The organism is Lutibacter agarilyticus (assembly GCF_900188235.1).
GTDB classification, from domain to species: domain Bacteria; phylum Bacteroidota; class Bacteroidia; order Flavobacteriales; family Flavobacteriaceae; genus Lutibacter; species Lutibacter agarilyticus.
Genome location: NZ_FZNT01000003.1, coordinates 336,480 through 362,847 on the forward strand (window position 1 = coordinate 336,480; position 26,368 = coordinate 362,847).

Below are 26,368 nucleotides of genomic sequence, written 5' to 3' on the forward strand. Positions count from 1 at the left end.
TTTAATGTTCTTGAAAATTTTGATTAGTTGTATACGTTTGATTTATGCTCGTGTATATCTAATCCGTCTACTTCTTCTTCTTTAGAAACTCTAAGACCAATTGTTTTCTTCAAAACAAACAACACTATAAATGCTGTAACAACCGCCCAAGCACCAATTGCTAACACACCAATTGCCTGCACTCCTAATTGAGCAAATCCACCACCATAAAGTAAACCTCCATCAGTTGCAAATACACCAACCAATAATGTACCTAAAGCACCACAAACACCGTGAACTGAAACAGCACCTACTGGATCGTCAATATTTAATTTTTTATCAATAAAGTCAATTGAGAATACTACAACAGCACCTCCTATAATTCCAATAATTAAAGCACCTACCGGACTAACAGCAGCACAACCAGCTGTAATTGCTACTAAACCTGCTAAAGCACCGTTCAATGTCATTGAAATATCAGGCTTACCATAAGAAATCCAAGACACAATCATTGCCGTTACTGCACCCGCAGCAGCAGCTAAATTGGTAGTAATTACGATTCCTGCAACAGCATTTGCACTATCTCCAGAAATTGCCAATTCAGAACCAGCGTTAAAACCAAACCAACCTAACCATAGGATTAACACCCCTAAAGCTCCAATTAATAAGTTGTGACCTGGGATTGCATTTGATTTTCCGTTTGTATATTTTCCAATTCTTGGACCTACTAAAATTGCACCAACTAAAGCAGCCCATCCACCAACAGAGTGCACTACAGTTGAACCTGCAAAATCAATAAAACCTAGTTCAGTTAACCAACCTTCACCTTGCCACACCCAGTGACCAGAAATTGGATAAATAACTACAGTCATAATAAATGAGAAAATGATATATGTTGAAAATTTTGTTCTCCCCGCTACAGCTCCAGAAACAATTGTTGCTGCTGTTGCTGCAAAAACGGTTTGAAAGAACAAATTGTGCATATCTTCCGAATTGCTATAAAATAAAGTTGGAGAACCTATAAAAGACCCTATTGTTTCTCCATACATTACCGTGTAACCAATGGCCCAAAAACCAATAGTACCGATACAAAGGTCCATAATATTTTTCATAATAATATTCCCCGCATTTTTTGATCTGGTAAAACCAGTCTCAACAAGCGTAAATCCTGCTTGCATAAAAAACACTAAAATCCCGCAGATTACTATCCACATTAAATCTAAAACAGCGTTAGCTTCCATAATATTCTTGTTTAAATTGTTTGTTCGTTTTATCTAAATTTATTTTACAGCTTCGATGCCCTTTTCTTTCGTTCTTATTCTATAAGTCTCCTCAATATTTGAAACGAATATTTTACCATCACCTACTGAACCTGTAAAAGCAGACTTTAAAACTGCATCTACAGCTATCTCTAAAAATGGGTCTGAAACTACTATTGATAAATACCTGCGCTGTATATCAGTAGTACTATAACTAACACCTCTATAAACATGACCTTGTTTTTCATTTCCTACTCCAGTTACATCCCAGTAACTAAAAAAATTAACTTCTATTTGATGTAAAGCATCCTTAACTTCATCAAATTTTGATTTTCGAATAATAGCTTCGATTTTCTTCATAATAAAAATGATTTTTATAATTGATTTCGAGTCAAAAATATATTTATTTTATTTTACCCCCTAATTTTTTAGGGGGTAAAATATTATTTTTATGTTTTATAGATTTTTACCCCTGTTTTTTTATAGGTATAATAAAATTATGTTAATTTTTATATTATTAACAAATTAATAAATAAGAATGTTTTCCAAGAAAATGAAAAAGAATAAGTTCAGTAAAAAAATTACTATGCTATTTTAACATAAATCAACATCAATTTTAACCTTCAAGCAACTAAAAAAGCGATGATGGTTAATCTAGTGAATAAAAAACGACAATTATTCACTCTTTTTTTAAGATTGAACAATGAAAATATTAAAAAATTAAACTAAATAGTATAAAAGAATCGTAGGATAGTATAAGGAAAAATAAAAAATAGTTTAGATTTTATAACAAGAAACATCTAAAACCTGAAAAATTTAGAAAAAAATAAAGCGAAACAGAATAATAGTAATCGCTTAATTGGATTTAGAATGTAATTTTAGCAGCATCAGACCAACTCCATTTGCCTGTTACGGTCCCTTTATTTAAGATAAGAACTCCAGGATTTGATCTAATAATTGTTTTAAGCATTGTTTCATCTCCAAAAAGCATCTCAAAATTTAAATCGTAGTCTGTTTTAATCTTTTGATAATCTTCATCCATAGAAGAAGACAATAAATAAACGGTATACCCATTATTAATTGCAACATCAGAAACTGTTTTAACACCTGTAAATCCTTGCAAATCACTTTTAGATAAATTGTAAGCAACTACCAACATTATTTTATCATTAGCAAGAACAGCATCTGTCAAATCTTCACCATCAACAGATTCTAGATAAAAATCATGAATTGGAGGTTCTTCTTCACCTATATACTCCATCCCTTCAGGAATACTTTTACCAATAGCATAAGGCCTAAAATCAATTATTGGTAAATGCACCAATACATGGTATGTAATATATAAAAAGGTGGAAAATGATAAAAAAGTAATCCATTTACCTGCGCTCAGTCCAAAAACAGGATGAATAAGCTTTACTTTCAAAACCAATAACAACACAAAAGCTATTAAAATAATGTTTTTATAAAACGTACCCCAAGCGGTTAATTTAACAGCATCTCCAAAGCAACCACAATCTGTCACCTTATCATAATAAGCAGAATACCAAGTTAAAAATAAAAACACCAACATAATACCTAGCAAACTCCAAGCAGTAAATTTTGGAAAATAACCAACTAACAGCATAACTCCCAACATAATTTCAGCCAAGATTAATAAAATTGAGAATGGCAGTGCATACGGAATTAAAAATTCCAAATTCAATACATCAGCACCAAAGTATTCTTGAAACTTGTATGCAGAACCTAACGGATCTACTAGTTTTACAAATCCAGAAAAAATAAATGTTATGGCAACAAATAATCTAACTATAAATACAATGGCTTTCATATACTACTAATTTTCGTTTAAATGAATTAAAGCAAAAACAGCATAATTTATCATATCCTGATAATTTGCATCAATTCCTTCGGAAACAATTGTTTTCCCTTTGTTATCTTCAATTTGTTTTACACGTAATAGTTTTTGAAGAATTAAATCGGTTAAAGAACTTACACGCATATCGCGCCAAGCTTCGCCATAATCATGATTTTTATCTTCCATTAACTGCTTTGTAATTGCAATATGCTTGTCGTATAAAGCAACTGCTTCTTCTGTTTCAATATCTGGCTGTTCTACAACGCCTTTTTCTAACTGAATTAGTGCCATTACAGCATAATTAATAATTCCTATAAATTCAGAAACTTCACCTTCATCAACTTTTCGAGTATCATTCTGTTGCAACTGACGAATGCGTTGCGCTTTTATAAAAATTTGATCGGTTAACGATGGTAAACGTAAAATTCTCCAAGCACTTCCGTAATCTTGTAACTTATTAATATATAAGGAGCGGCATTTTTGAATAACCGCGTTGTATTGTTTTGAAGTTTGTTGCATGTAACTATTAATTATTTCCGTAAATTTCGAACAAATTTAACGAATTAAAAAATCAATTATCTATTAATGAAAAATATTGCTGTTTTTTGCGGGTCGAGTTTAGGTTTTAATGAAGTTTATAAAAATGATGCGGTAAAATTAGGGCTTCATTTTGCCAAAAATAACATTGGAATGGTTTATGGAGGTGGAAAAATTGGTATGATGGGCGTAATTGCCGATACTATTTTGGAAAACAAAGGAGAAGTTATTGGTGTAATTCCGGGTTTGTTACGAAAAGAAGAAGTTGCTCACGAAAACATTACCCAAATGATTGTTACCAAAACAATGAGCAAACGCAAGGTGAAAATAAGCAAATTGGTACATGGCTACATCGCATTACCCGGCGGATTTGGCACCTTAGATGAAATTTTTGAAGCACTAACATTAAACCAATTAGGTATTGAAAAAAAACCTGTAGGAGTATTAAACACCAACGGATTTTTTAACTATATGTTAAAACAACTAGATGTAATGGTAATTGAAGGTTACTTAAAACAATCAAACAAAGACATGTTAATTGTTAGCGATTGTGTTAACGACTTGGTTTTAAAAATGATGAACTATAAAGCACCAGAAATGACAAAGGTAATTAATAAGGTAGTAAGATAATGAGCACTATTAATTGTAACGGAACATTAATTGATCTTTCTTCGCCAAAAGTTATGGGTATTTTAAATATTACGCCCGATTCTTTTTTTGATGGTGGCAAATATTCAAATGAAGAAGCTATTATTTCACAGGTTGAAAAAATGCTAACTGATGGCGCTACTTTTATTGATATTGGAGCTTACTCATCAAGACCAGGCGCTAAACACATTTCAGAAGAAGAAGAATTAAACCGAATTGTTCCCGTAATTCAATTATTAGTTAAAGAATTTCCTAACATAATTATTTCAATAGACACCTTCCGAAGTATTGTTGCTGAACAGTGCATTAAACACGGCGCTTGTATAATTAATGACATTTCCGCAGGAAGTTTGGATACCGAAATGTTTTCAACCATCGCAAAATTACAAGTACCTTATATTATTATGCATATGCAAGGTTCACCTCAAAATATGCAGAACAATCCTACTTACACAAATATAACGCAAGAGGTATTATACTATTTTTCAACTAAAATTTCAGAATTACGTGCTTTAGGCGTAAATGACATTATTATTGATGTAGGCTTTGGCTTTGGAAAAACCATAGACCATAATTATGAACTTTTAAAAAACCTACCATTATTTAAAAATTTAGAAGTCCCAATGCTTGTTGGTATTTCAAGAAAATCAATGCTGAACAAACCTTTAAACATTTCAGCAGAAGAAGCATTAAACGCAACAACTTCGGCAAATACAATTGCATTGCTAAATGGCACAAACATTTTACGTGTACACGATGTAAAAGAAGCAACACAAGCCATTAAAATAGTTGAACTATTAAATAATTAATTGAATGAAAAAATTACTTCCACTTTTAACTTTACTATTTTTAATAAGTTGTTCTAAACAAGAATTAAAAATTCCTACGTTAAATATTTCAGGATTACAAGAACTTCACAATCACTCACAGGTTTGGTTATTTTTTGAAGTTAAAGGAAATGACACCATTGCAAAAGTAAATCGAAAAAATACCATAAGCACCACGCATTGGATTTATAATATTGACAAACGCCTATCTTTAAAAACGATTATTCCAACCTTAACCAAATTAAAATACAAACATGCTAACGGAGTACATTCAAAAGAAGGTATGCACAACTACTTTAGCTACTCTGATACGATTTCAAAAAAATTAACTTTTTTTGAATTTGATGCTACGGAATATAAAACAGACAGTATTTTATCAAAATACTATTTAAAAACGAATAGTGATACTTATAACAAATTCAACAATATCAGCATTACCTTCAACCCAAACAACACTTTGATTAATGATGCTAAAATGGAAAAAGGTGAATTAAAAGACACACTACTTGATTTTATAGATTTTTCTTCGGAAGGAAAACAAACAATGTTGCATTTAAATTTTAATGAAGATTTACTGTATCAAGATTATTTATATTACAGTACAATGATTTCATCTTTAAAAGCACCACACCTATTAATTAATAATTTAGAGTTTATTTTTAACCCAACAAAAGTTCCTGATTGCGATTGCGAATAACTACTTTGTGTGTGATCTTTTTCATACTTTTACAAAAACCTTTTGAATGCTCGACTTTTTAGACTTTTCTATTTTAGATGCCTTAGACATTGTTTTAGTAGCTGTACTATTATATTATGTGTACAAATTATTAAAAGGAACAGTTGCTATTAATATCTTTATTGGAATCACCTTAATTGTTTTAATTTGGAAAATTACCGAAGCCTTGCAAATGAAAATGCTAAGTGGCTTGCTTGGAACTTTATTAGGATTAGGCGCTATAGCGGTACTTATTGTATTTCAACCTGAAGTTCGGAAGTTTTTATTAATGCTAGGTTCTACAAATTTTTCCAACAGACGCAACTTTTTAAAACAGCTAAAGTTTTTGAAAACAGAAATTCACACCACAATGAATGTTGAAGCTGTGGTAAAAGCTTGCGATGCTATGGCAAAAACAAAAACAGGTGCATTAATTGTATTGGAACGTACACACAACTTAGATTTTGTAAAATCTACTGGCGACCAAATGAATGCCGAAATTAACCAGCCTATTTTAGAGAGCATCTTTTACAAAAATAGTCCGCTACATGATGGCGCTATGATTATTAAAGAAAATTTCATCATTGCAACTCGAATTGTGTTACCACTTTCAAACAAACACCTTCCTTCTAGATTTGGTTTAAGACACAGAGCTGCCATTGGAATTACAGAAAAAACGGATGCACTTTGCTTAGTGGTTTCTGAAGAAACAGGTAAAATGTCTTATATAAAAGATGGTGAATTTGTGTTTTTTAAAAATAACAATGAATTGATTGAAACAATCAGATACGACTTAAATTAAAACCGTTTAAGCAATTTCATTAGCAAACTGCATATTGTATAGGTTTTTATAGTAGCCATCTTTTTTCAACAGCTCTAAATGCGAACCTTGCTCAACAATTCCACCTTGATCCATGACTATTATTTTATCCGCTTTTTTAACCGTTGTTAACCTATGTGCGATAATAATTGAGGTTTGATGTTTAGTTATTTTATCAGTTGCTTTTTGAATTAATTTTTCTGAATACGAATCAATAGATGATGTTGCTTCATCTAAAATTAGTACACTTGGCTTACTAACATAGGCACGTAAAAAAGCAATTAACTGTCGCTGACCCGAAGACAACATAACACCACGCTCTTTTACATTATATAAATAGTTATTAGGTAAACTCATAATAAAATCATGAATTCCTATTTCTTTAGCAGCTTTTTTAACTTCCTCCAAAGTAATTTCATTGTTGCTCAATACAATATTGTTATATATTGAATCAGAGAACAAGAAAACATCTTGTAGTACAACCGCAATTTCTTTCCTTAATGAAGGCAATGTATATTGTTCAATATTATGATTGTCTATACAAATTTCTCCTGAATCAATTTCATAAAAACGATTCACCAAATTTATAATGGTAGATTTCCCTGCTCCAGTAGCACCAACAATGGCCACAGTTTCACCAGCCTTTACGTTAAATGAAATTCCCTTCAACACTTCTTCACCTTTAATATAGCTGAAATGCACTTTTTTAAACTTTATATCTCCGGCAAAATGCGTTGCTTCAACATTTCCTGTTTTGGCTATCTGACTTTCAGTATCTAGTATTTCAAAAACACGATCTCCTGCCACCATTCCCATTTGAAGTGTATTGAATTTATCTGCAATTTGCCTTAAAGGTCTAAACAACATTTGAGACATCATAATAAAAGCAATAATTTCACCAGCATTTGTACCTCCATTATTAACCACATCTAAACCTCCAAACCAAACTAACAATCCAACAGCAATAGATGACAATATTTCAGCAATTGGAAAGAAAATAGAATAATACCAAACTGTTCTTACATGCGCTTTTTTATGCTTCTCATTAATTTTTACAAAATTCTCGTATTCAATTTTTTCACGATTAAAAAGCTGTACAATGTTCATTCCTGTAACCCGCTCTTGAACAAAGCCGTTTAAATTTGCTACCTGAGACCGAACATCTTGAAAAGCAGACTTTATAGCAATTTGAAAAACTTTTGTAGCATACACTAAAATTGGAAGGATTATAAAAGCAATTAAAGCTAATTTCCAATTCATCCATAACATTACCAAAGCAACCACAAACATTTTTAGAAAATCGCTGATAATCATAAACAAACCACCTCCAAAAAACTGCGCAATAGTTTCCGTATCACTTACCAACCTAGTCACTAATTTACCTACTGAAGATTGATCAAAATAAGCCATTTTAAATTGCAACATATGTTTTTGCAATTTCACACGGATGTCTTTAATAATATGTTGGCCTAACCAATTTACTTTGTATATAAATATGAATTGTAAAAAAACTTCAGCTAACAAAAAACCACACATCAACAACGAGAAATACAACAACCCATCTTTATCTTTATTTTCAAAATAATTATTTACAATTTCTTGTAATAATATTGGCTTGGCTACAGAAACTAACGACAATAATATAGCTGACAACGTACCTACAAAAAATTGCCAACGGTAGTTCTTAGCAAACCCCATTAGTCGTTTAAATATTTTTGCATCAAAAGCCTTTCCTGTCACTTTTTTACTCATGTATAAAAATTGTTTTTGGATAAGTTACTTGCGTTAAAAATAACCCTTGTGGTGGCGCAGATGTTCCTGCATTACACCTATTTTCACTTTCTATTATTTGTTTAAACTCATTGATTGAAGTCTTCCCTAAACCAATATCTATTGATGTTCCAACTATAGCACGCACCATATTTCTTAAAAAACGATCAGCGGTAATATAAAAAACTAAAGACTTCCCTTCTTGCTTCCAAATAGCTTTCGTTATATCACAGTTGTACGTTTTAACATTGGTATTAGAACGTGAAAAACATTTAAAATTAGTGTAAGGTAGCAATATTTCAGCTGCTTCATTCATTTTAGCAATATTTAACGTTTTATTATTTAACTGCCATGTTGTTTCTAATTTAAAAGGATTTCTTCCTAAATAAATTCTATATTCATAACTTCTGCTTGTGGCTGTAAAACGCGCGTGTGCATCATCAACTACATTAAAAATATTCAACACAACAATATCATTTGGTAAAAGTGAATTTACCTTATAAATAACTTCGTTAACATTAATTGACTCTTCAACATTAAAATGGGCGAAAATTTGAGCAGCGTGAACACCTGTGTCTGTCCTACCAGCTCCAACAATATCTATTGGCGTTCGCAATATTATTGAAATAGCCTTATTCACACATTCTTGTACTGAAATAGCATTTGGTTGCCACTGCCAACCATGATAACTTGTGCCTTTATATGCTATTTCTAAAAAATATCTCAATTGAAATGTTATTTTTGTACAGATGCAAATATACAGCATATTTGTGAGTTAAGAATTTTACTTTTCTATGAAAAAAATTTTATTATTATCAGACACGCACAACTATATTGATGCACAAATTTTAAAATTTGTAAAACAAGCCGATGAAGTTTGGCATGCAGGAGATATAGGTAATATTGAAGTTATTGATGCTATTAAAGAACTGAAGCCTGTTAGAGCTGTATTTGGAAATATTGACGATACTATTGTAAGAAGTGAATTTCCTTTAAATAATAAATTTACTATTGAAAAAGTTTCGGTTTGGATTACTCATATTGGTGGTTATCCTAACAAGTATGATCCAAGAATTAAAGAAGAAATACAAAAAAAACCTCCACTACTTTTTATCAGTGGCCATTCACATATTTTAAAAGTTCAATTTGATAAAAAATTAAATTTACTTCATATGAATCCTGGAGCTGCAGGAAAACACGGTTTTCACAAAGTAAGAACTATGTTGCGTTTTGAAATAAATGAAGACAAAATTTCAAACTTAGAAATTATAGAACTAGCAAAAAGATAACCTTTGAAATGCAAAAAACCATTTTAAATTAATAAAATGGTTTTCCTTGCACTAAATATACTAAGATGTTAGGTCTATCGTAATCTATCCACAGATTTTACAAGTTCCTCATCCTTTTTAATTGCTTTGTTAGCTAATACTACCAAAACAATTGTAAAAACAGGAATAAGCAACCCAATACCTTTCTCAGAAACGTTAATTTCTCCAGATAAATTTTGCGTAAAATATACGAGTATACCTAATAAAATAAAATTGATCAAAACTGATAAGCGTCCCAACACAAATTGTAATTTTCTATTTTTATATTTAAAAATAGCAATCAATGTCCAAGCAGCCGAGACAAAAAATAATACAGACATTGTTTTTAGTAAAACATTATCTGTAACAAAAGCATCCATTGCAAAAAATTCAACTCCGGCATCATCAACCCATAAATTCAACACAAAAACCAACGCTGACGAAAGTAATGTGGCAATTAATAGGTAAAGTGTTTGTATTCTTTGAATCATATAATTATTGTAATGAATCGCAAAAATACATTTTATTTTTAAAGATATAAAGAGAACTTATCTAAAATAATTTTATATATTTGCAATGTACTACAATAGAGTGGTATACATATACTACAACATTTCAACTTAATCACCCTTAGATTAATTTACACTAAAAAACTTAGTATAGTCGTAAGAAAATATATAATATACATTAACAAATTTTACACAATAACATAATGTTTGAAATTTCCCAATTAAAGGAGAAGACTCTTGTTGAATTGCAAGAAATTGCAAAAAATATTGGCGCAAAAAAATACAGTCAATTAAAAAAATTAGATTTAGTTTATTTAATTTTAGATATCCAAGCAACAGCTCCTTCAAAGGTTACAAAACCTTCACCTTCCACAGGTGAGCAAAAACCTAAACCAAAGCGCAAACGTGTATCAAAGCCAAAAGTAGCCGAAAACACTCCCGATCCACAACAAACAACTACAGCAGCTCCTGAAGAAAAAAAACCACAGCCAAAACAGCCAGTTCAAAAAAAATCTGTACAGCCCGTTCAAAAAAAGCCAGTACAGCCGGTTGAAAAAAAGCCTGTTCAAACAAAATTAAATATCAGCACACCTGATAAAGCTACTGTTGAAGTTACCTCTAAAGGTAGTGAAGACAAAACTGCTACTGAAAATACACCGAAGAAACCTCAACCAAAGAGGCCTGAAAACAATAATAAGCAGCAACCACAACAGAATAAACAAAACCAACAAAATAAACAACGTAACCAACAAAGAGATAATAAAGGACAACGTACTAATAGCGGCAACCGTTATAGAGATCCTGATTATGAATTTGATGGAATTATTGAAAGTGAAGGTGTATTAGAAATGATGCCTGATGGATATGGTTTTTTACGTTCATCTGATTACAACTACCTTTCTTCTCCTGATGATATTTACTTATCACAATCACAAATTAAATTATTTGGATTAAAAACAGGAGACACTGTTAAAGGTGTTATAAGACCACCTAAAGAGGGTGAAAAATATTTTCCTTTAATACGTGTTTCAAAAATTAACGGATTGAATCCAAATGTTGTTAGAGACCGTGTTTCTTTTGAACATTTAACACCTTTATTTCCGCAGGAAAAATTCAATTTGGCAGGTAAATCAAGCACCCTTTCTACAAGAATAATTGATTTATTTAGCCCTATTGGAAAAGGACAAAGAGGTATGATTGTATCTCAGCCAAAAACAGGTAAAACAATGTTATTAAAAGACATTGCGAATTCAATAGCTTCTAACCACCCTGAGGTGTATCAAATTATTTTGTTAATTGATGAAAGACCTGAAGAGGTTACTGATATGCAACGTAATGTAAGAGGTGAAGTTGTAGCTTCAACATTTGATGAACCTGCAGATAAGCACGTTAGAGTAGCTAATATTGTATTAGAAAAAGCGAAACGTTTGGTTGAATGTGGACACGATGTAGTAATTTTATTAGATTCTATTACACGTTTGGCGAGAGCTTATAACACTGTTGCACCTGCATCAGGTAAAATATTATCGGGTGGTATTGATGCAAACGCTTTACATAAGCCAAAAAGATTTTTTGGAGCGGCTCGTAACATTGAAAATGGTGGGTCTTTATCTATTATTGCTACAGCTTTAACTGAAACTGGTTCAAAAATGGATGAAGTTATTTTTGAAGAGTTCAAAGGAACAGGTAATATGGAACTTCAATTAGAAAGAAACATAGCCAATCGTAGAATTTATCCTGCTATTGATTTAGTAAAATCAAGTACTCGTAGAGACGATTTATTATTAGATCCTAAAACCGTACAACGTTTATGGGTATTAAGAAAGTATTTAGCTGATATGAACCCTGTAGAAGCTATGGAGTTTATTAAAGATAAAATTCAATACACCACTTCAAACGAAGAGTTTTTAATCTCTATGAACGGATAATAATCCTTTCAAATAAGTTATAAACAAAAACCCAGCTCAATTAAATTGAGCTGGGTTTTTTGGCTTTTGGCTTTTGGCTTTTGGCTTTTGGCTTTTGGCTTTTGGCTTTTGGCTTTTGGCTTTTGGCTTTTGGCTTTTGGCTTTTGGCTTTTAAAACTAAGCACAAAAAAATCCGAACATAAATGTTCGGATTTTTTTATAATTTATATCGTAAGATTCTTAAAAGAAAGTGGCTCTATTATCATCAATATCAGCAGTTTCTTGTAATACTTGATACAATTGATAAGTTCGTCCTTTTACACCAGTTTCAATGGTATTTCTAAAGGTTTCATAATTTTCAATATCAACAGGAAGATCACGCTTTGTAACTTTCACAAAGAAGATACCTTTAACACCGTTAATCATTTCAGAAATTTTTTCTAATTCAATTGTAGACATTGCTCCAACAACAGCAGGCTCGTTACCTACACCTGTAATAATTGGACTTCCTAAATTAATAGATGAAGCATTTCTAACAGAAGTATTTCCGCTAGCAGCAATTTCTTCTAAAGTAGAACCTGATAATTTATCTTGAATAAGTTCGGCTTTTTTCTCGTTCATTAATAACGGACGAACTTCAGCAATAATTTCTGGGCTAATAGCAACTTCATCTTTACTCGTTTTTTCAGAAAGATATACAACTGCATACCCTCTATTTCCGTTAACATCAATATCAAAACGCTTGTAGTCTCCTACATTTCTTTCAGCATTAAATGCCCAAGTTACAATTTGACGTTGGCTAGTTAATCCTGGAACTTCCTCATCTAAAGCTTTTAAATTTAAAGCAGATTTTAAGTTGTAACCCTTTTCAGCAGCAACATCTTCTAAGGATTTTCCTTCAGCAATAGCAGCAGCTAAAGTTTCAGCTTGTTCAAAAATATTATTTTCTGTTTCTTCTGAAGCTTCAATTAAACGTGCATACGTTGCTAATTTAACCGCCTTTTCAGCTTTAGTTTGCTCTTCAATTTTAATAATATGAAATCCAAAAGCCGTTTCAACAACTTGAATGCTTCCTACTCTATTTTTATAAATAAAATCAGCAAAATCTTTATCGAAACCAGGGCTGAAAGCTTGGTCTTTACGAATCCAACCAATATCTCCACCTTTACCTTTTGTTCCGTCAGAATTAATTTCGTCAGCAACTTCAATAAACTTAGCTTTGTTATTTTTAACTAAGTTAAAAATACTATCGGCTGTTTTCTTAGCTTCTTCTTTTGTTTTTAATGAAGTAGATCTTGTAGAACCAGCATAAGGAACAATAATATGACTTGATTTTACAGAATCAGGTAATTGTAAAACTTCAACTAATTTTGAAATTTTATAATAACCATTTTCTTTATAAGCACCAATAACATCTCCTATTTCAGCGTTAAAAACAGCTTCAGAAATATTTGATGGAACTTGACTTCTGTATTTGTAACCGTTATCAATGGCTAAATCAGATTTGTTATCATTTAAAAACTCTTCGTAGTTAGTTGCATTTTTTAAACCTGCAATTTTTACGGTAGCTTTTGCTGCATTACTATATTCTTCTCTATCGTTAATATAGCTTTCAACAACAGCTTTTACAGCCTGATCATCTGCTAATGAAGGTACAATATCAAATTTCACATACTCTAAAGAACGTGTAGCTTCAGGTTTGTATTTTTTTGTGTTGCTAGCTACATATTTTTTAATATCACCAATAGTAACTTCTGCAATACTATCAGGAATTGAAACATAAGGTACATACACAAACTGACCTGTTATGCTTGTATTGTTGAATAAGTAATTTTCTTTACCTTCTTCTAATGAAGCTCCAAGACCAGCTGTTACCAAAGAAGTATATGCTTGGCGCTCTAGATTTTGTTTGATACTTTTTTCAGTATTTAACCAATTGTACCAAGCTTCAGGATTACCTGCTTCAGCTTCGTCTTTTAAATTTGCTATATATTCTTTCAATTTTTCTTCATCAAACAGGTTTGCTTGATTTTTGAACATAGGCGAATTTTGAATTTCTGGCAATGCTACCATAGCATCCCAAATATCTTTTTCACCTACAACAATTCCAGCTTCTTCAAGCTGAGTTTTAAATATTTTTTCACCAATAAATGTATTCCATACCGTATTTACCGCCTGAATTTGAGTTGCTCTACCACCACTTTGGGCTCTATAAGCTTCAACCTGACGAGCAAATTCTTCACGATCAATTTCTTCACCATTTACGGCTCCAATTGAATTTACTTTACTAGCACTAAAAAAATTTTGAATAGAGCTTGGATCCAATACAAACGCAAAAAGCGCTAAACCTACAATTAGGATTAAGAACATTGAACGATCTCTAATTTTTGATAAAATTGCCATTATTATATTTAGTTTAATTACAGTGTGCGAAAATACAATTTAGTATTCAATTATAAAAGTGAATTGATTAATATTAACTGTAATATTAGTGAGATTTTTATGGAATGAAAAGTATTAATCTTCGGTATCTAAAACTTTTAAATACACTTCCATTATTTTTGAAGAATCAACCTTTAACATTTTAAAATAAAGATTGTTAATTTCTATAATTTCATCTTCTTTTGGAATGTCTTCATTGTGATATACTATAAATCCGCCTAAGGTTTCGTAAGCTTCATTTTCTTCTAAATTTAGATCATAGGTTTCGTTTAAATAATCTACTTCTAAACGAGCTGAGAGTTCAAATTCTCTTTCATTTATAGATTTTTCTAATAACTCAACCGTATCATGTTCATCAATAATTTCACCAAAAAGTTCCTCTACAATATCTTCAATTGTAATAATTCCAGAAGTTCCTCCAAACTCGTCTAACACAACACTGATGCTTCTTTTTTTCTTAATTAAAATATTAAGCACATTATTAATTAGCATACTTTCAGGCACATATTCAACCGGCAATAACATAGATTTAATATTTTTAGGCCTTTTAAACATTTCAAAAGCGTGTGCATACCCCACAACATCATCTAAAGAACCTCGATATACCAAAATTTTTGAATAGCCAGTGTCAATAAATAATTTTTTTAAATTATAAATTCGTTCGTTAATTTCAACCGCAACAACCTCAGTTCTAGGAATCATAATTTCTCTAGATTTCAAATTATCAAACTCTAATGCATTTTGAAAAATTTGGATTTCACTGTCTACCTCTTCACTATCTTTTGCATTTTCAAGCTGTTGAATAATATAATTCCCTAACTCTGCTTTACTAAACTCGGTTTGCACCACATCAGTTGCTGAATTAAAAAAACGCTTTAAGAAAAAGTCTGATATTCCAGTAATAAAGTCGGAAATGAAGTGGAAAATAATATAAAAAAAATAGGCGAAAGGTGCAAAAATCACTAAGGTTTCATTTGCATAAACTCTAAATAATGCTTTTGGGAGAAACTCTGCAGTGACTAAAATTAATAGGGTTGAAATAATAGTTTGAATGAATAAAACAGTAAATTCATTTAATGTTTCAGTAGGTAAAAAATCAATTATTAATTTACCCATAAAAAAACTATAAACCACCAATGCAATATTATTACCAACCAGCATTGTTGTAATAAACTTAGATGATTTGGAAGTTAATTTGGTAAGAATTCTAGCTATAAACCCTTCTTTTTTTTTCTCTAATTCAATTTGAAATTTATTTGCAGATACATATGCAATTTCCATCCCTGAAAAAAAGGCTGACAATAGTATTGAAACGAATATAACTACAATTTGAATTTCCATTTACTAATTTTTGTTTTCCATTTTTTTCCTAAAACGCTTTCTGAAAAAATACATAAAAATTGCCAAAACTGCAAAAAGAAGCATCATATACGCAGACTCTCTTTTTTCACTCCAATTTAAAAAGGTTTCTACTAAAAATATTACTGCTACTATTAAGTATCCAAATTCAAATATTTTTGATGCTCTATTCATTCTTATTCTTTTATAGTTATAACTCCTGTTTGGTTTTTAACCCACCATTTATCTAAATCTTCTGAGGCTTCAAAACCTGTTCCGTAAATAGTATCGCTAGCTGTATAAAATGCAAATTTTTCTTCTGTGAAAAAATAATGTGTTTTTTGATCCCAATAAATTTGATTGGTAAGTAATTTATTTTTTTGTGAATGATTTATAATTACTACATTATTTTTTATTTCTGAAACTTCTGTTTTCTTATAACTTTTTGCATAATCACCTTGAATTGTGGTAGAATCACCATTTACTTCAATGGTAGTAATTTTAATTCCGTTAGGAAATTCTGTATAAGGATGATTTTCACGATTGCTAAAATCGAGCATTAATGGCGCCTTCATTTTAACATCTATTCTTCCTGAGTCGGTATGTTTATGCACAACATTGAAAGACTCACCTATAGGCAAATTTTTATCTGCCAAAAAATCTCTCACTTCTTTAGCACTATTTGTACATGAAAAAAACATTGCTATTGACAATACAACAACAATGTTTTTTATTTTATTAACAACTGATTTTGTCATTCAACAAATATATCAATTATAATATTTTAATTCTAATTTAAGGAACAGTAACTGTTTCATTAATCCAACATCCAATTTTATGTTTAGAACCTCAAGCAATCCCTGCTACAAATAAATCTTTTTTAGTTGGCACATTATCAGCATAAGCTTTTATATATTTATTAGCCATACTTGAAATACTAGGATCAACAGCTTTGGCTCTTTTTGCTTTATTAACTGCAGCAACATAAACCATTCTTTTTGAAACCACATCAGTTCCACAAGAGTTTGCACTTGATGCATACATACTTGCTATTAATAAATATGCTTTACCGTTACTTGGAGCGTACTTTAACGCTTCATAGCATAATGATCTTGCTTCAGATTTTGCTCCTTTTTTCATTCTATTTTGAGCCACCTTTAATAAATAACCCGATTTTTTATAAGGATCTTGTTCTTGCTCAACAGCTTGCTTAAAGTACTCTGTAGCTTTAGTCGTTTCGCCATTTTTCATTAAAATACCTGCATAGAAAACTGATGCTTGAGGTGATGGATCAGCTTTTACATAAGCTTCAACCAAAGTATCGTAAAAAGGATCATCTGTACATTCTTTATTAAACATTCTTGATACTGCTCTTCTTAACCAAACAGGATCATTTTTGTTACTATCAAAATTCTTTTTGTTTAAAGGAATTAAGTTTTCACAAGTTGAAATTGCAGATAATCTACTATCTAAACCAGATTCAATTTGCTCTAAAGCCGTTAAGTTTTGTTGATATATACCTCTGTTCTTCTTGTCTTTAGCACTTAATGTTAAAGAATCTTTAGCATTAATACCATCAATTCTTTTGAAATATGATGTTCTTTTTAATTCAACACCTTCAATTACTTCATCATAAGTATCAAAAACTAATTGAGGATTTGTTTCTTTATTTCTATCCATAACTCCATCAAAATATCTTAGAATGTTTTTTCCAGACATATCTGTAGGATTTATTTCAAAAGCTTGTTGTAATAAATTAAATATTTCTTCCTCAGGCGCACCATTACTTGCCATAAAAGTAGCTAAATCACTAAATACTTTCGCTTTATCTGAAGGGAAATGATCTAAACGCTGCATATACACCCTTTTTACAAGTTGCTTTCCTAGTTCTTTTTCTGCAGGTGATGCTTTACTAAATTTATTTTTAGCAATAACTGCTCCATATTTGTAAATATTTACAGAAAGTTTTGGGCAGTTGTCCATACACCACATCCAATTATCGAATGCTTGATCGTACTTCTTTGCTTTGTATTCTCCTTTAAATAAATTGTATTTAATATTACATTCATCAGCCGCTTGTGAAAAAACAATTGGAGCTGTTGCAATAAAAAATAAAAAAGTAAAAATTTGCTTCATGTTTTTCATCGTCCTATTTTGTTAGATTAATTAATTTGTCTTTTTTGAAACCATTTATCATTAAGAGATAAACTCATTCTAAAATTTATAAAATTCTCTTGTACTAAGTTACTTTCTGTTTTTCCTCTTTTTCCAAATTCAAATCCAAAATTCAAATTTGATAGTTGTTGTTTACCTACTGGTAAGCCTACACCAAAAGATATGCCAATATTGTTTACTTCCTCAAAATTATTTCCATTCTTTTCACCATCAATCATTAAACCTGAGTTTTCCATATAAAAACCAGCCCTATATGTAACTCTATTCCAGTAACTTAATATTGAATTGTATTTTGGCGTATAAAATCCTCCTACAGCAAATTTGCTATAATCTGAGAACTGCACATTTGGACTATTATATATACTTCCTCTAAATTCAGCTGCTTTTTGAAATGAATAATCTACACCTGCATACCACTTATTATCTCTTCCTACACCAACACCAACTGTAGATTTTAATGGATTTTTAAAATTACTGAAATTCGTATTATTTAAAATAGTGTCTTTAGCTATACTGGTAGATAATGGATTTACAGTGTATAAGTATTCCTTTTCTTTAGCTTCAATATCGTTTCCTAAAATAAAACTACCCCCAGCGTATACTTGCGTAAAATCGCTTATTTTAGTTGTATATTGAAAACCTGCATTTAATTTAAACCCCGAAATATTAGAAATGGTTTCATATTTAGTAGCAAGTGTAGCATCTACTACTTTATTTACTATACTATTTGTTATTTTCCCAAAAACATAATCTCCTTGCAAGCCTAAATTTAATCCTTTTACAGGTGAGTAACCAAAACCTAAAAACACTCTACTTGTTCCTCCTTCACCTTTAAAAGAACTTACATCAAGTATATTTCCATCATCATCATAGTTTATAGACAATAAATTATAACCAACTGAAGTATTTGGAAGTAATCCAAATGAAACACCTCCTTTTTCTCCTACATTAAATCCCATAGCCATATATGAAAGATAGGTTGCTGCAGCACTTTGAGTTTCTCCATTTTGCTTAGCCCACGAATTTTTACTTACCAAACCTAAAGTGTAGTTTGTGAATTGTAAAGCTGCATTTGCAGCTGGATTTGATAAATTTATTCGATGTGATTCTCCTAAAGCAACACCTACTCCTGCCATACTTAATTGCTCTGAGGTTGCCGAATTATTTTTATCGCCAATACCAAAAAAAGAGTAAACTGAAGTGTTATTTATTTGAGAAAAACTACTTGCAGATATAAATAGCGTTATAATTACAACTATTATTTTTTTAATCATTTATTATAAATTATAGGTCAAAATCCTGTTCAATCCATCCAATAAAAAATTTGGATTGGCAAATATGCTATTTTTTAATCTATTTGCCAAGAATTTAACGTCTCCACCTGTTAAAACTACTGTTAAATCTTGATTTTTTTCTTTATACTGATTTATTGTTCCATCAATTTCACTTATAACACCGTTTATTACACCCGAATGTATACTGTTAACTGTTGAATCTCCTATCAATTTAACTGGAAATTGAGGTTCTAGTATAGGTAATTTTTCAGTAAAAACATTCAAAGCCTTATAACGCATACGAATTCCAGGAGAAATTCCACCTCCAAAATATTCAGTTTTAGCATTTACATAATCATACGTAATACAAGTACCTGCATCAATAATTAAAACGTTTTTATTTGGATAGTTTTTTACAGCAGATGAAACCAATGCAATTCTGTCTACACCTAACGTTTTTGGACTAGCATATTCGTTTTTGAAAGGGATTTTTGTGTTAGAATTCAAGATTATTAGCTTAATTTTAGATTTCAACTCAATAATTTCACTTTTTTTTACTGCACCTACAAAAGAAATTATTGCAGCAACGCAGTTAAATTTTTCAGCAATACTTAGTGCATTACCAGCAATGTTTACGTGTGTAAATATTTCATTATGAATTAATTCACTATTTTTATAAACAGCCATTTTAACTCTCGTATTCCCAACATCAATAATTAAGTTCATTTCCTTTTTTTTTCAAGCTATAAAAATACAACAGATTTTTTTAAAATTGTTTGGATTAATCTAAAAAATGAATGTATATTTGCAACCGCTAAGGCAATGGTACCTTAGCTCAGTTGGTAGAGCAAAGGACTGAAAATCCTTGTGTCCCTGGTTCGATTCCTGGAGGTACCACTTAAAAACCCTATAAACGTAATTTTTATAGGGTTTTTTTATCTTAAAACATATAGCTAAAAAGCTGATTTAGAGAGTTAATTGAAATAATATTTAGATTTTTTAGAATAAAGAACCTTTAATAATAATTATTTAAAACTAATATAGTTAACCTTCCAAAATTGTTAATTAACCCCTTCGATTTAGTTAAGTGCTTTAAAAGAAGAAGTAATGCTTCTTTTTTTAAAGATCAAAAACTATAACCCAAAGAAAAATCTACGGGCTTAATCATTTTAGGCTTAACTTTATTTTAGGAATTTGGGTATTTCATTTTCAAATAACCATCTAACACCGTATTTAAACGCTCACTGCTTATTGGTTTTGAAATAAAATCATCACACCCAACTAATTTTGCATTATCTTTTTGCTCATTCGTAGAGTAAGCTGTTAAAGCTAGAACTGGAATCTCTGAATTTAACTCTTTTATTAGCTTTGTAGCTTCATAACCATCCATTATTGGCATTTTTAAATCCATTAACACCATATCAAAATCTGAGTTATTTTTAAATAACTGAACAGCTTCTTCTCCATTTTTCGCATGCTGTATAACACACCCTAAACTATACTTTTGCTCTAATAAAGCTTCTAAATACAATGCATTAACCTCTTCATCTTCTACCATTAAAAACATTGGTATATTCTTTGCATCAACTTCTACATCATTAATATATACAGGATTATATGGAAGAACCACAAAAAAAGTAGAGCCACTTTCTTTGCTTGAATTTAATTTTATTTGACCTCCTAATAATTCTACATTCTCTTTTACTATTGACAATCCAAGACCTAATCCTCCTGTTTTTTTAGTTAAATCTTTTTCAACCTGAGAGAAACGCTCAAAAATAGATTCATGGTTACATTCTTCAATCCCAATTCCAGTATCTTTTATATACATTTCAATTTTACCATCATTAACTTCGTAACCAAATTCTACAAAACCTTCGTTTGTATATTTTAAGGCGTTTTCAACCAGATTTGTTATTATTTTATTCAGTTTTGAAGTATCTGTATGCACTGTACTTTTTCTATCAGAAAGTCCTTTCTTTAAATAAATAGGTATTTTGTTTTCTTTTGCTTTCAATTCAAAAATTGAAAAGATTTCCATTAATAAGTCATTTAAACAAACTTCTTCTTTAAACACTTTTACTTGACGTGTATCTAAACTAGATATTTCAAGAATATCATCAATAATGTGCAATAATTGCTTACCACTATTTTGTATTATATTTACAAAACTATTTCTTTTTTCACTACTTAAATTGGGGTCACTTAACATATCTGAAAACCCTAAAATACCATTCATTGGGGTTCGAATTTCATGTGACATATTATTTAAAAACTCTGTTTTCAATAAGTTACTATATTCCGCTTGTTCTTTTGCTTTTTTAATTTCTTCAATAAAATTTAAACGCTCATTAACATTTCTCATAATACCAAGATTCCCAATCCACTCTCCTCTTGTATTTAAAAGTTTGGTTCCAAAAGTTTCACCAGCAAATATTTGATTGTTTTTATTTTTGTAATTAACTATATAAAACTCATTATTAGCCTTAAGAGCTTCAGAAAAAACCTTTTCTCCTTTCGATTTATAATCCTCAATGCTCGCATAAAATATAGAGGTGTTTTCCCCCATTACTTCACTTGGCAAATAACCAAATGTATTTTCAACACCCTTATTTGCTAAAACTATATTGCGATTCTTATCGGTTATCACTATAGCATCTGTTAGTGAGTTAAACATTACTTCAAACAATAGCTTTTGCTCACTCAGCATTTCTTCATTCATTTTTTTTGATGAAATATCCTCTTTAATTGCTAAATAACTTATAATTTTACATTCTTCATTTTTTACAGGTGAAATTGTGGCTTGCTCCCAAAATATTTTCCCTTCTTTACTTTTATTTATTAGCTCACCAGACCATACTCCACCATTAGAAATGGTTTCCCACATTTCTTTATAAAATGATGCATCTTGTCTACCGGAATTCAAAATTCTTGGGTTAACACCCAACGCTTCTTGTGCAGAATAGCCTGTTATTTCACTAAATTTAGGGTTAGTATATTCTATATTACCATCAGTATCAGTAATAACAATGGAGTTACCACTTTGCTCAACTGCTACTTTTAATTTATTAATTTCAAGCTCCTGAGAATCTACTCTTCCCTTTATTTTATTAATCTCATCAATTTCATAAACAAACCATTTTTTTACAATTAAAAATAATATCAACAAGACAACTATTAAATTAATAATTTTTGGGATAAAAACAATTTTTGGATCACCTAGAAAATTAAAAACACTTATTGGAAGAAGACCTGAATATGAAGTATACCAAGCACCAAAATACACACTCTCAAAAAAGGATCTAAAAGCGTCAATAGCTAAAATCACTAACAGTAATTTAAACAATTTACCATACTCTTTTAAGGCTCTAATTTTAACTATATAAAATATAAATACAGCCGCCCAAACAATTATTAAAACCCAATATACAACAGGGGTAGCATAATTAAAGAAATCTTTCATATTAGGAAAATAAACAACTTAAATTTAGTTAAATAATCTTATAAAAGGTAACATCTTTCATATTTATTTTATGATTAAACTTTATTTTGAAAGGAATGAACGTTTATTCTTCAAATAAACCTTCTTAAAACAACCGAGAATTTCATGTAGTAATTTCATTAAATTAAAAAAGCTGCAAGTAAAAATACTTGCAGCTTTTTTAATTTAGATGATAGAATTATTTATCATCATCATCTAAATCTACTTCACCTAAATCAATTTCTTCAACAATATCAGGTACAATTGAGTCTTCGTCATGACTTTCCATACTATCAACCAATTCATCACTAATTTTAACCAAATATATGGTATCCTCTGTTTTAACCTCTACTGCATCAACATACTGCCCTTTTGGGTTTGTAAAGTGAATAACATCCCGTATCCCGTACCCGTCAGGGAATTTTTCAACCAATAAATTTAATATTTCTGGTGTTAGCTTTTTATAATCAACTATTACTCGCTTCAAAATAAAACAGTTATAAATTATACAATTATCTTTAATTTCATCTCAATTTACTAGAAATGATTTTTTCAAATATATAAAAATAATTTTACCAAAAAATAAATTGTTGATTATAAATAACTTTTTTTTAACCACCTAAACAACAGTTGTTTAAAAATTTAAAGCCAAGATTTCTCTTGGCTTTAAATAAAATATTTTAAAAAATATTATAACATTTTTAAATTGTTTACTTCCATTTCAGTTAAATGCCTCCAGTGACCTCTTGGCAAGTCTTTTTTAGTTAAACCTGCAAAAACTACACGATCTAACTTTACAACACTATAATTAAAGTGTTCAAAAATTCTACGAACAATTCTATTTCTTCCTGAATGAATTTTTACTCCAACTTCGCTTTTAGGCTGATTAACAATATAAGAAATCTCATCTACCAACACACGTTTATCATCTAACATAAATCCTTCAGCAATTTTATTTAAATCGCTCATCGCTAATTTTTTATCTAAACTAGCATGATATAATTTTTGAATGTTATGTTTTGGATGGGTTAATTTTTTTGCCATTTCACCATCATTGGTAAACAACAATAAACCTGTTGTATTTCTATCTAACCTTCCTACTGGGTAAATACGTTCTTTTGAAGCAGCACCAACAAGTTCCATGACTGTTTTACGTCCACGATCATCATCCATTGTTGTAATAAAATTCTTTGGTTTATTCAACAATACGTATCGTTTTTTTTCAGGACTAATCAGCGAACCATCAAATCTAACCTCATCAGTTACTTTTACTTTATAACCCATTTCAGTTATAATTTTACCATTTACGGCAGCACTACCAGCAGCAATGTATACATCAGCTTCGCGACGTGAACATATTCCTGAATTTGAAATGTATTTGTTTAAACGGATTCCATCTACTTCTGGATCAGAAGTTTTTTGTGGTTTTGGTGAAGGTTTTTCACGCGTATCGCTTGAGAATTTCTTTTTATTATCAAACTTTCTTTTAAAAGTAGTTTGAGGTTTCTTTTTTCCTGGTTGTCGTCCTCCCGACGAGTTTCTATTTGAATTCATTATTCTTAATTTTTTGCAAAAGTAATTCTAATTCTTTTAACAATTGATAATTAAGACCTTATTTTAACAAAATTCTATTTATTATAATTGAATAATCTATTAACGCTAAGCTAAATACCCCTGCAACAATTAATAATTTTAGCAGTATGTGAAGCATTCCATAATTTCGTTTGTTTTTATAAAACCACAGCAATCCTAAAAAAATAAGCAACACAACAAATACGGTATAAAAGTAATATTTCATATCGCCAATTTCAGGATACTGCATTAAAAAGTAAATTGGATTTAAGGTTAAAACTACCAATACTGATATTAATATTTTTGTAAAATGTTCTCCATATTTTACTGCTATTGTTTGGTAATTTTGTGCAAAATTCCCTTTTAAATTCACCAAATCTTTTACCAACTCTCTAATTAATAAAATGAAGAATAAAAAGGCCGCATGTGTAAAAATAATTTCAGAAAAGTTTTTATAATACACAAATATGGCAAAAAATGGTAAAATAGCTAAAACAGCTGCAGATAATAGTCCGGCTAAAGGGTATCTTTTTAGTTTGTGTGAATACAACCAAATTAGAAAAATGTAAATTGCAAAAAAAAGTGCTGCTCTCCAAGAAACTAAAAAAGCAATAAGTACTCCTATAAAATTCAGTAAAAAATAAATTTTTAACTTCGTTTTTTGATCTACAATATTATCTATTTTAGATTTAATAGGCTTATTTATACTATCGGTTTCCGCATCATAAAAATTATTGATAATATAGCCCGAAGCTATTACACAAATAGTTGCCAATACAATAAAATACAAGTTAGGATCAAACAACACCTGTTTTAACGTTTGTTCAGGCGAAAAAATAAAAACAGCCGCTAAATATTGCGCAATAACAATCAACAAAATATTATAACCACGTACCACAGAAAACAAGCTCAATATTTTTATATAAAGAGGTTTTGGTTTCTTTGAGTTTTTTTTGGAAATTTCTAATAAATCCATTTAAAAGAGTGAAAGTTCTAAAGAAAATGAACCTTCTATTTTAGTAAGTTAAAACCTATAAACTAATTCTAGTTTATAATCTTTTAAAATAGTTTTTGTTTTATTAAAATCTTTTGTAAAACCTAAAATGTAACCACCACCACCCGAGCCGCAAAGCTTCAAGTAATAATCATTCGTCTCAATTCCATGTTGCCAAACTTTATGAAATGCTGAAGGAATCATTGGTTTAAAATTTTCTAAAACTACTTTTGATAATTGCTTTACATTTCCAAACAACGACTTTACATTTCCGTGTAAGAAATCTTCAATACAAGCATCAGTATGTTTTGCAAAATCTTCATTCAACATTTTTCTAAAACCTTCGTTTTTCATTTTATTCATAAAAAGAGAAACCATTGGTTCTGTTTCACCAATTATTTCAGAATCTAATAAAAACACAGCTCCTTTTCCTTCCTTTTGAGATGGAATTCCTGTTGGTTCTAAATTATCTTTCGAATTAATAAGTATGGGCAAACTTAAATACGAATTTAACGGATCTAAACCTGAACTTTTACCGTGAAAAAAAGATTCCATTAATGAAAAAACCTCTTTTAGTTTCAACAGTTTGGCTCTTGTTAAATTTTCTAATACAGTTATTTTATTACTGGCATATTTATCGTAAATAGATGCAACCAAAGCTCCTGAACTTCCAACGCCGTATCCTTGAGGAATACTTGAATCAAAATACATGCCTTCATCTAAATCTTTTCTAAATTCTTGCAAATTAAAAACAACCAAATCTGTTTTTAAATTAGACAAATACGCATAGTATTTATCTAATTTAAGGTTCGAGTCTTTAGCTATTTCTGAAATTTTATCTGACTTTATTAAAGCTCCTTGGTAACTGTTATACGGAATCGCTAAACCTTTGGAATCTTTTATAATTCCATACTCTCCAAAAAGTAAAATTTTTGCGTAAAAAAGTGGTCCTTTCATAG

At 30.2% G+C, this 26,368-nt stretch carries 25 protein-coding genes and 1 tRNA gene; 7 read left to right on the forward strand and 19 right to left on the reverse strand.

The window, feature by feature from the left end:
* Positions 1-23 precede the first annotated feature (23 nt).
* From CHB67_RS06500 to CHB67_RS06515, 4 genes are all read right to left on the reverse strand, one after another.
* Entirely contained in the window at positions 24-1,220 is a 1,197-nt protein-coding gene (locus CHB67_RS06500) for an ammonium transporter (RefSeq protein ID WP_089380944.1), read from the reverse strand.
* Between the two features lie 39 nt (positions 1,221-1,259).
* Complete coding sequence (locus tag CHB67_RS06505) at positions 1,260-1,598, reverse strand: P-II family nitrogen regulator (protein WP_089380945.1); 339 nt, start codon at positions 1,596-1,598, stop codon at positions 1,260-1,262.
* A 505-nt stretch (positions 1,599-2,103) separates the two neighbouring features.
* A complete protein-coding gene (locus tag CHB67_RS06510) occupies positions 2,104-3,066 on the reverse strand; it encodes a DoxX family protein (protein ID WP_089380946.1) in 963 nt (320 codons plus the stop codon).
* Positions 3,067-3,072: 6 nt separating this feature from the next.
* On the reverse strand, positions 3,073-3,612 hold the full coding sequence (locus CHB67_RS06515; RefSeq protein WP_089380947.1) for a DUF1599 domain-containing protein: 540 nt from the start codon (positions 3,610-3,612) through the stop codon (positions 3,073-3,075).
* A gap of 66 nt (positions 3,613-3,678) precedes the next feature.
* Between CHB67_RS06515 and CHB67_RS06520 the strand changes: the two genes are divergently transcribed.
* From CHB67_RS06520 to cdaA, 4 genes are read left to right on the forward strand one after another with little or no spacing between them, the layout of a single operon-like run.
* On the forward strand, positions 3,679-4,260 hold the full coding sequence (locus CHB67_RS06520; protein ID WP_089380948.1) for an LOG family protein: 582 nt from the start codon (positions 3,679-3,681) through the stop codon (positions 4,258-4,260).
* Positions 4,260-5,087: a dihydropteroate synthase gene (folP, locus tag CHB67_RS06525; protein ID WP_245813439.1), complete on the forward strand. Its 828-nt coding sequence runs from the start codon at positions 4,260-4,262 to the stop codon at positions 5,085-5,087. Before CHB67_RS06520 ends, folP begins: the two co-directional genes overlap by 1 nt.
* Positions 5,088-5,091: 4 nt before the next feature.
* The gene (locus tag CHB67_RS06530) at positions 5,092-5,802 is read left to right on the forward strand and encodes a hypothetical protein (protein WP_089380949.1); all 711 of its coding nucleotides are present in this window, start codon (positions 5,092-5,094) and stop codon (positions 5,800-5,802) included.
* 46 nt (positions 5,803-5,848) lie between these two features.
* Complete coding sequence (gene cdaA / locus CHB67_RS06535) at positions 5,849-6,622, forward strand: diadenylate cyclase CdaA (RefSeq protein WP_089380950.1); 774 nt, start codon at positions 5,849-5,851, stop codon at positions 6,620-6,622.
* Positions 6,623-6,628: 6 nt separating this feature from the next.
* On the opposite strand, the gene CHB67_RS06540 is transcribed toward cdaA, so the two are convergent.
* Together CHB67_RS06540 and truA are read right to left on the reverse strand one after the other, a co-directional pair.
* Complete coding sequence (locus CHB67_RS06540; RefSeq protein WP_089380951.1) at positions 6,629-8,392, reverse strand: ABC transporter ATP-binding protein; 1,764 nt, start codon at positions 8,390-8,392, stop codon at positions 6,629-6,631.
* A complete protein-coding gene (gene truA, locus CHB67_RS06545; RefSeq protein ID WP_089380952.1) occupies positions 8,385-9,137 on the reverse strand; it encodes a tRNA pseudouridine(38-40) synthase TruA in 753 nt (250 codons plus the stop codon). Before truA ends, CHB67_RS06540 begins: the two co-directional genes overlap by 8 nt.
* Before the next feature lie 67 nt (positions 9,138-9,204).
* On the opposite strand from truA, the gene CHB67_RS06550 reads away from it, so the two are divergent.
* Positions 9,205-9,699 carry a metallophosphoesterase family protein gene (locus CHB67_RS06550; protein ID WP_089380953.1) on the forward strand — a complete coding sequence of 165 codons (495 nt, stop codon included), beginning with the start codon at positions 9,205-9,207 and terminating at the stop codon, positions 9,697-9,699.
* Between the two features lie 74 nt (positions 9,700-9,773).
* Here the strand turns inward: CHB67_RS06550 and CHB67_RS06555 are convergent, their stop codons facing one another.
* Entirely contained in the window at positions 9,774-10,208 is a 435-nt protein-coding gene (locus tag CHB67_RS06555) for a DUF4293 domain-containing protein (RefSeq protein WP_089380954.1), read from the reverse strand.
* A 221-nt stretch (positions 10,209-10,429) separates the two neighbouring features.
* Here CHB67_RS06555 and rho point away from each other — a divergent pair, with 221 nt between their 5' ends.
* The gene (gene rho, locus CHB67_RS06560; RefSeq protein WP_089380955.1) at positions 10,430-12,154 is read left to right on the forward strand and encodes a transcription termination factor Rho; all 1,725 of its coding nucleotides are present in this window, start codon (positions 10,430-10,432) and stop codon (positions 12,152-12,154) included.
* Positions 12,155-12,373: 219 nt separating this feature from the next.
* Here rho and CHB67_RS06570 read toward each other — a convergent pair whose 3' ends face one another.
* The 7 genes from CHB67_RS06570 to CHB67_RS06600 form a co-directional block, all read right to left on the reverse strand.
* Complete coding sequence (locus tag CHB67_RS06570) at positions 12,374-14,536, reverse strand: peptidylprolyl isomerase (protein WP_089380956.1); 2,163 nt, start codon at positions 14,534-14,536, stop codon at positions 12,374-12,376.
* A gap of 114 nt (positions 14,537-14,650) precedes the next feature.
* Positions 14,651-15,916, reverse strand: a complete 1,266-nt coding sequence (locus CHB67_RS06575; protein WP_089380957.1) for a hemolysin family protein — start codon at positions 15,914-15,916, stop codon at positions 14,651-14,653.
* 3 nt (positions 15,917-15,919) lie between these two features.
* Positions 15,920-16,108 (reverse strand): hypothetical protein, encoded by a 189-nt coding sequence (locus CHB67_RS06580; RefSeq protein WP_089380958.1) that lies wholly within the window; start codon positions 16,106-16,108, stop codon positions 15,920-15,922.
* Positions 16,109-16,110: 2 nt separating this feature from the next.
* Entirely contained in the window at positions 16,111-16,671 is a 561-nt protein-coding gene (lptC, locus tag CHB67_RS06585) for an LPS export ABC transporter periplasmic protein LptC (RefSeq protein WP_089380959.1), read from the reverse strand.
* A gap of 91 nt (positions 16,672-16,762) precedes the next feature.
* Positions 16,763-18,049, reverse strand: coding sequence for a tetratricopeptide repeat protein (locus CHB67_RS06590; protein ID WP_141119687.1), 1,287 nt, complete (start codon positions 18,047-18,049; stop codon positions 16,763-16,765).
* Positions 18,050-18,075: 26 nt separating this feature from the next.
* A complete protein-coding gene (locus tag CHB67_RS06595) occupies positions 18,076-19,362 on the reverse strand; it encodes a hypothetical protein (RefSeq protein ID WP_089380961.1) in 1,287 nt (428 codons plus the stop codon).
* Between the two features lie 3 nt (positions 19,363-19,365).
* Positions 19,366-20,088, reverse strand: coding sequence for a type III pantothenate kinase (locus tag CHB67_RS06600; protein ID WP_089380962.1), 723 nt, complete (start codon positions 20,086-20,088; stop codon positions 19,366-19,368).
* A gap of 98 nt (positions 20,089-20,186) precedes the next feature.
* On the opposite strand from CHB67_RS06600, the gene CHB67_RS06605 reads away from it, so the two are divergent.
* Positions 20,187-20,259, forward strand: a tRNA-Phe gene (locus tag CHB67_RS06605).
* A 289-nt stretch (positions 20,260-20,548) separates the two neighbouring features.
* Here CHB67_RS06605 and CHB67_RS06610 read toward each other — a convergent pair.
* The 5 genes from CHB67_RS06610 to CHB67_RS06630 form a co-directional block, all read right to left on the reverse strand.
* Complete coding sequence (locus CHB67_RS06610) at positions 20,549-22,825, reverse strand: hybrid sensor histidine kinase/response regulator (protein ID WP_089380963.1); 2,277 nt, start codon at positions 22,823-22,825, stop codon at positions 20,549-20,551.
* A gap of 217 nt (positions 22,826-23,042) precedes the next feature.
* The gene (locus tag CHB67_RS06615) at positions 23,043-23,330 is read right to left on the reverse strand and encodes a hypothetical protein (RefSeq protein WP_089380964.1); all 288 of its coding nucleotides are present in this window, start codon (positions 23,328-23,330) and stop codon (positions 23,043-23,045) included.
* A gap of 203 nt (positions 23,331-23,533) precedes the next feature.
* The gene (locus CHB67_RS06620) at positions 23,534-24,397 is read right to left on the reverse strand and encodes a pseudouridine synthase (protein WP_089380965.1); all 864 of its coding nucleotides are present in this window, start codon (positions 24,395-24,397) and stop codon (positions 23,534-23,536) included.
* 58 nt (positions 24,398-24,455) lie between these two features.
* Positions 24,456-25,391 carry a geranylgeranylglycerol-phosphate geranylgeranyltransferase gene (locus CHB67_RS06625; protein WP_089380966.1) on the reverse strand — a complete coding sequence of 312 codons (936 nt, stop codon included), beginning with the start codon at positions 25,389-25,391 and terminating at the stop codon, positions 24,456-24,458.
* Between the two features lie 48 nt (positions 25,392-25,439).
* Positions 25,440-26,366, reverse strand: a complete 927-nt coding sequence (locus CHB67_RS06630; RefSeq protein ID WP_089380967.1) for a mevalonate kinase family protein — start codon at positions 26,364-26,366, stop codon at positions 25,440-25,442.
* Positions 26,367-26,368: the final 2 nt, after the last annotated feature.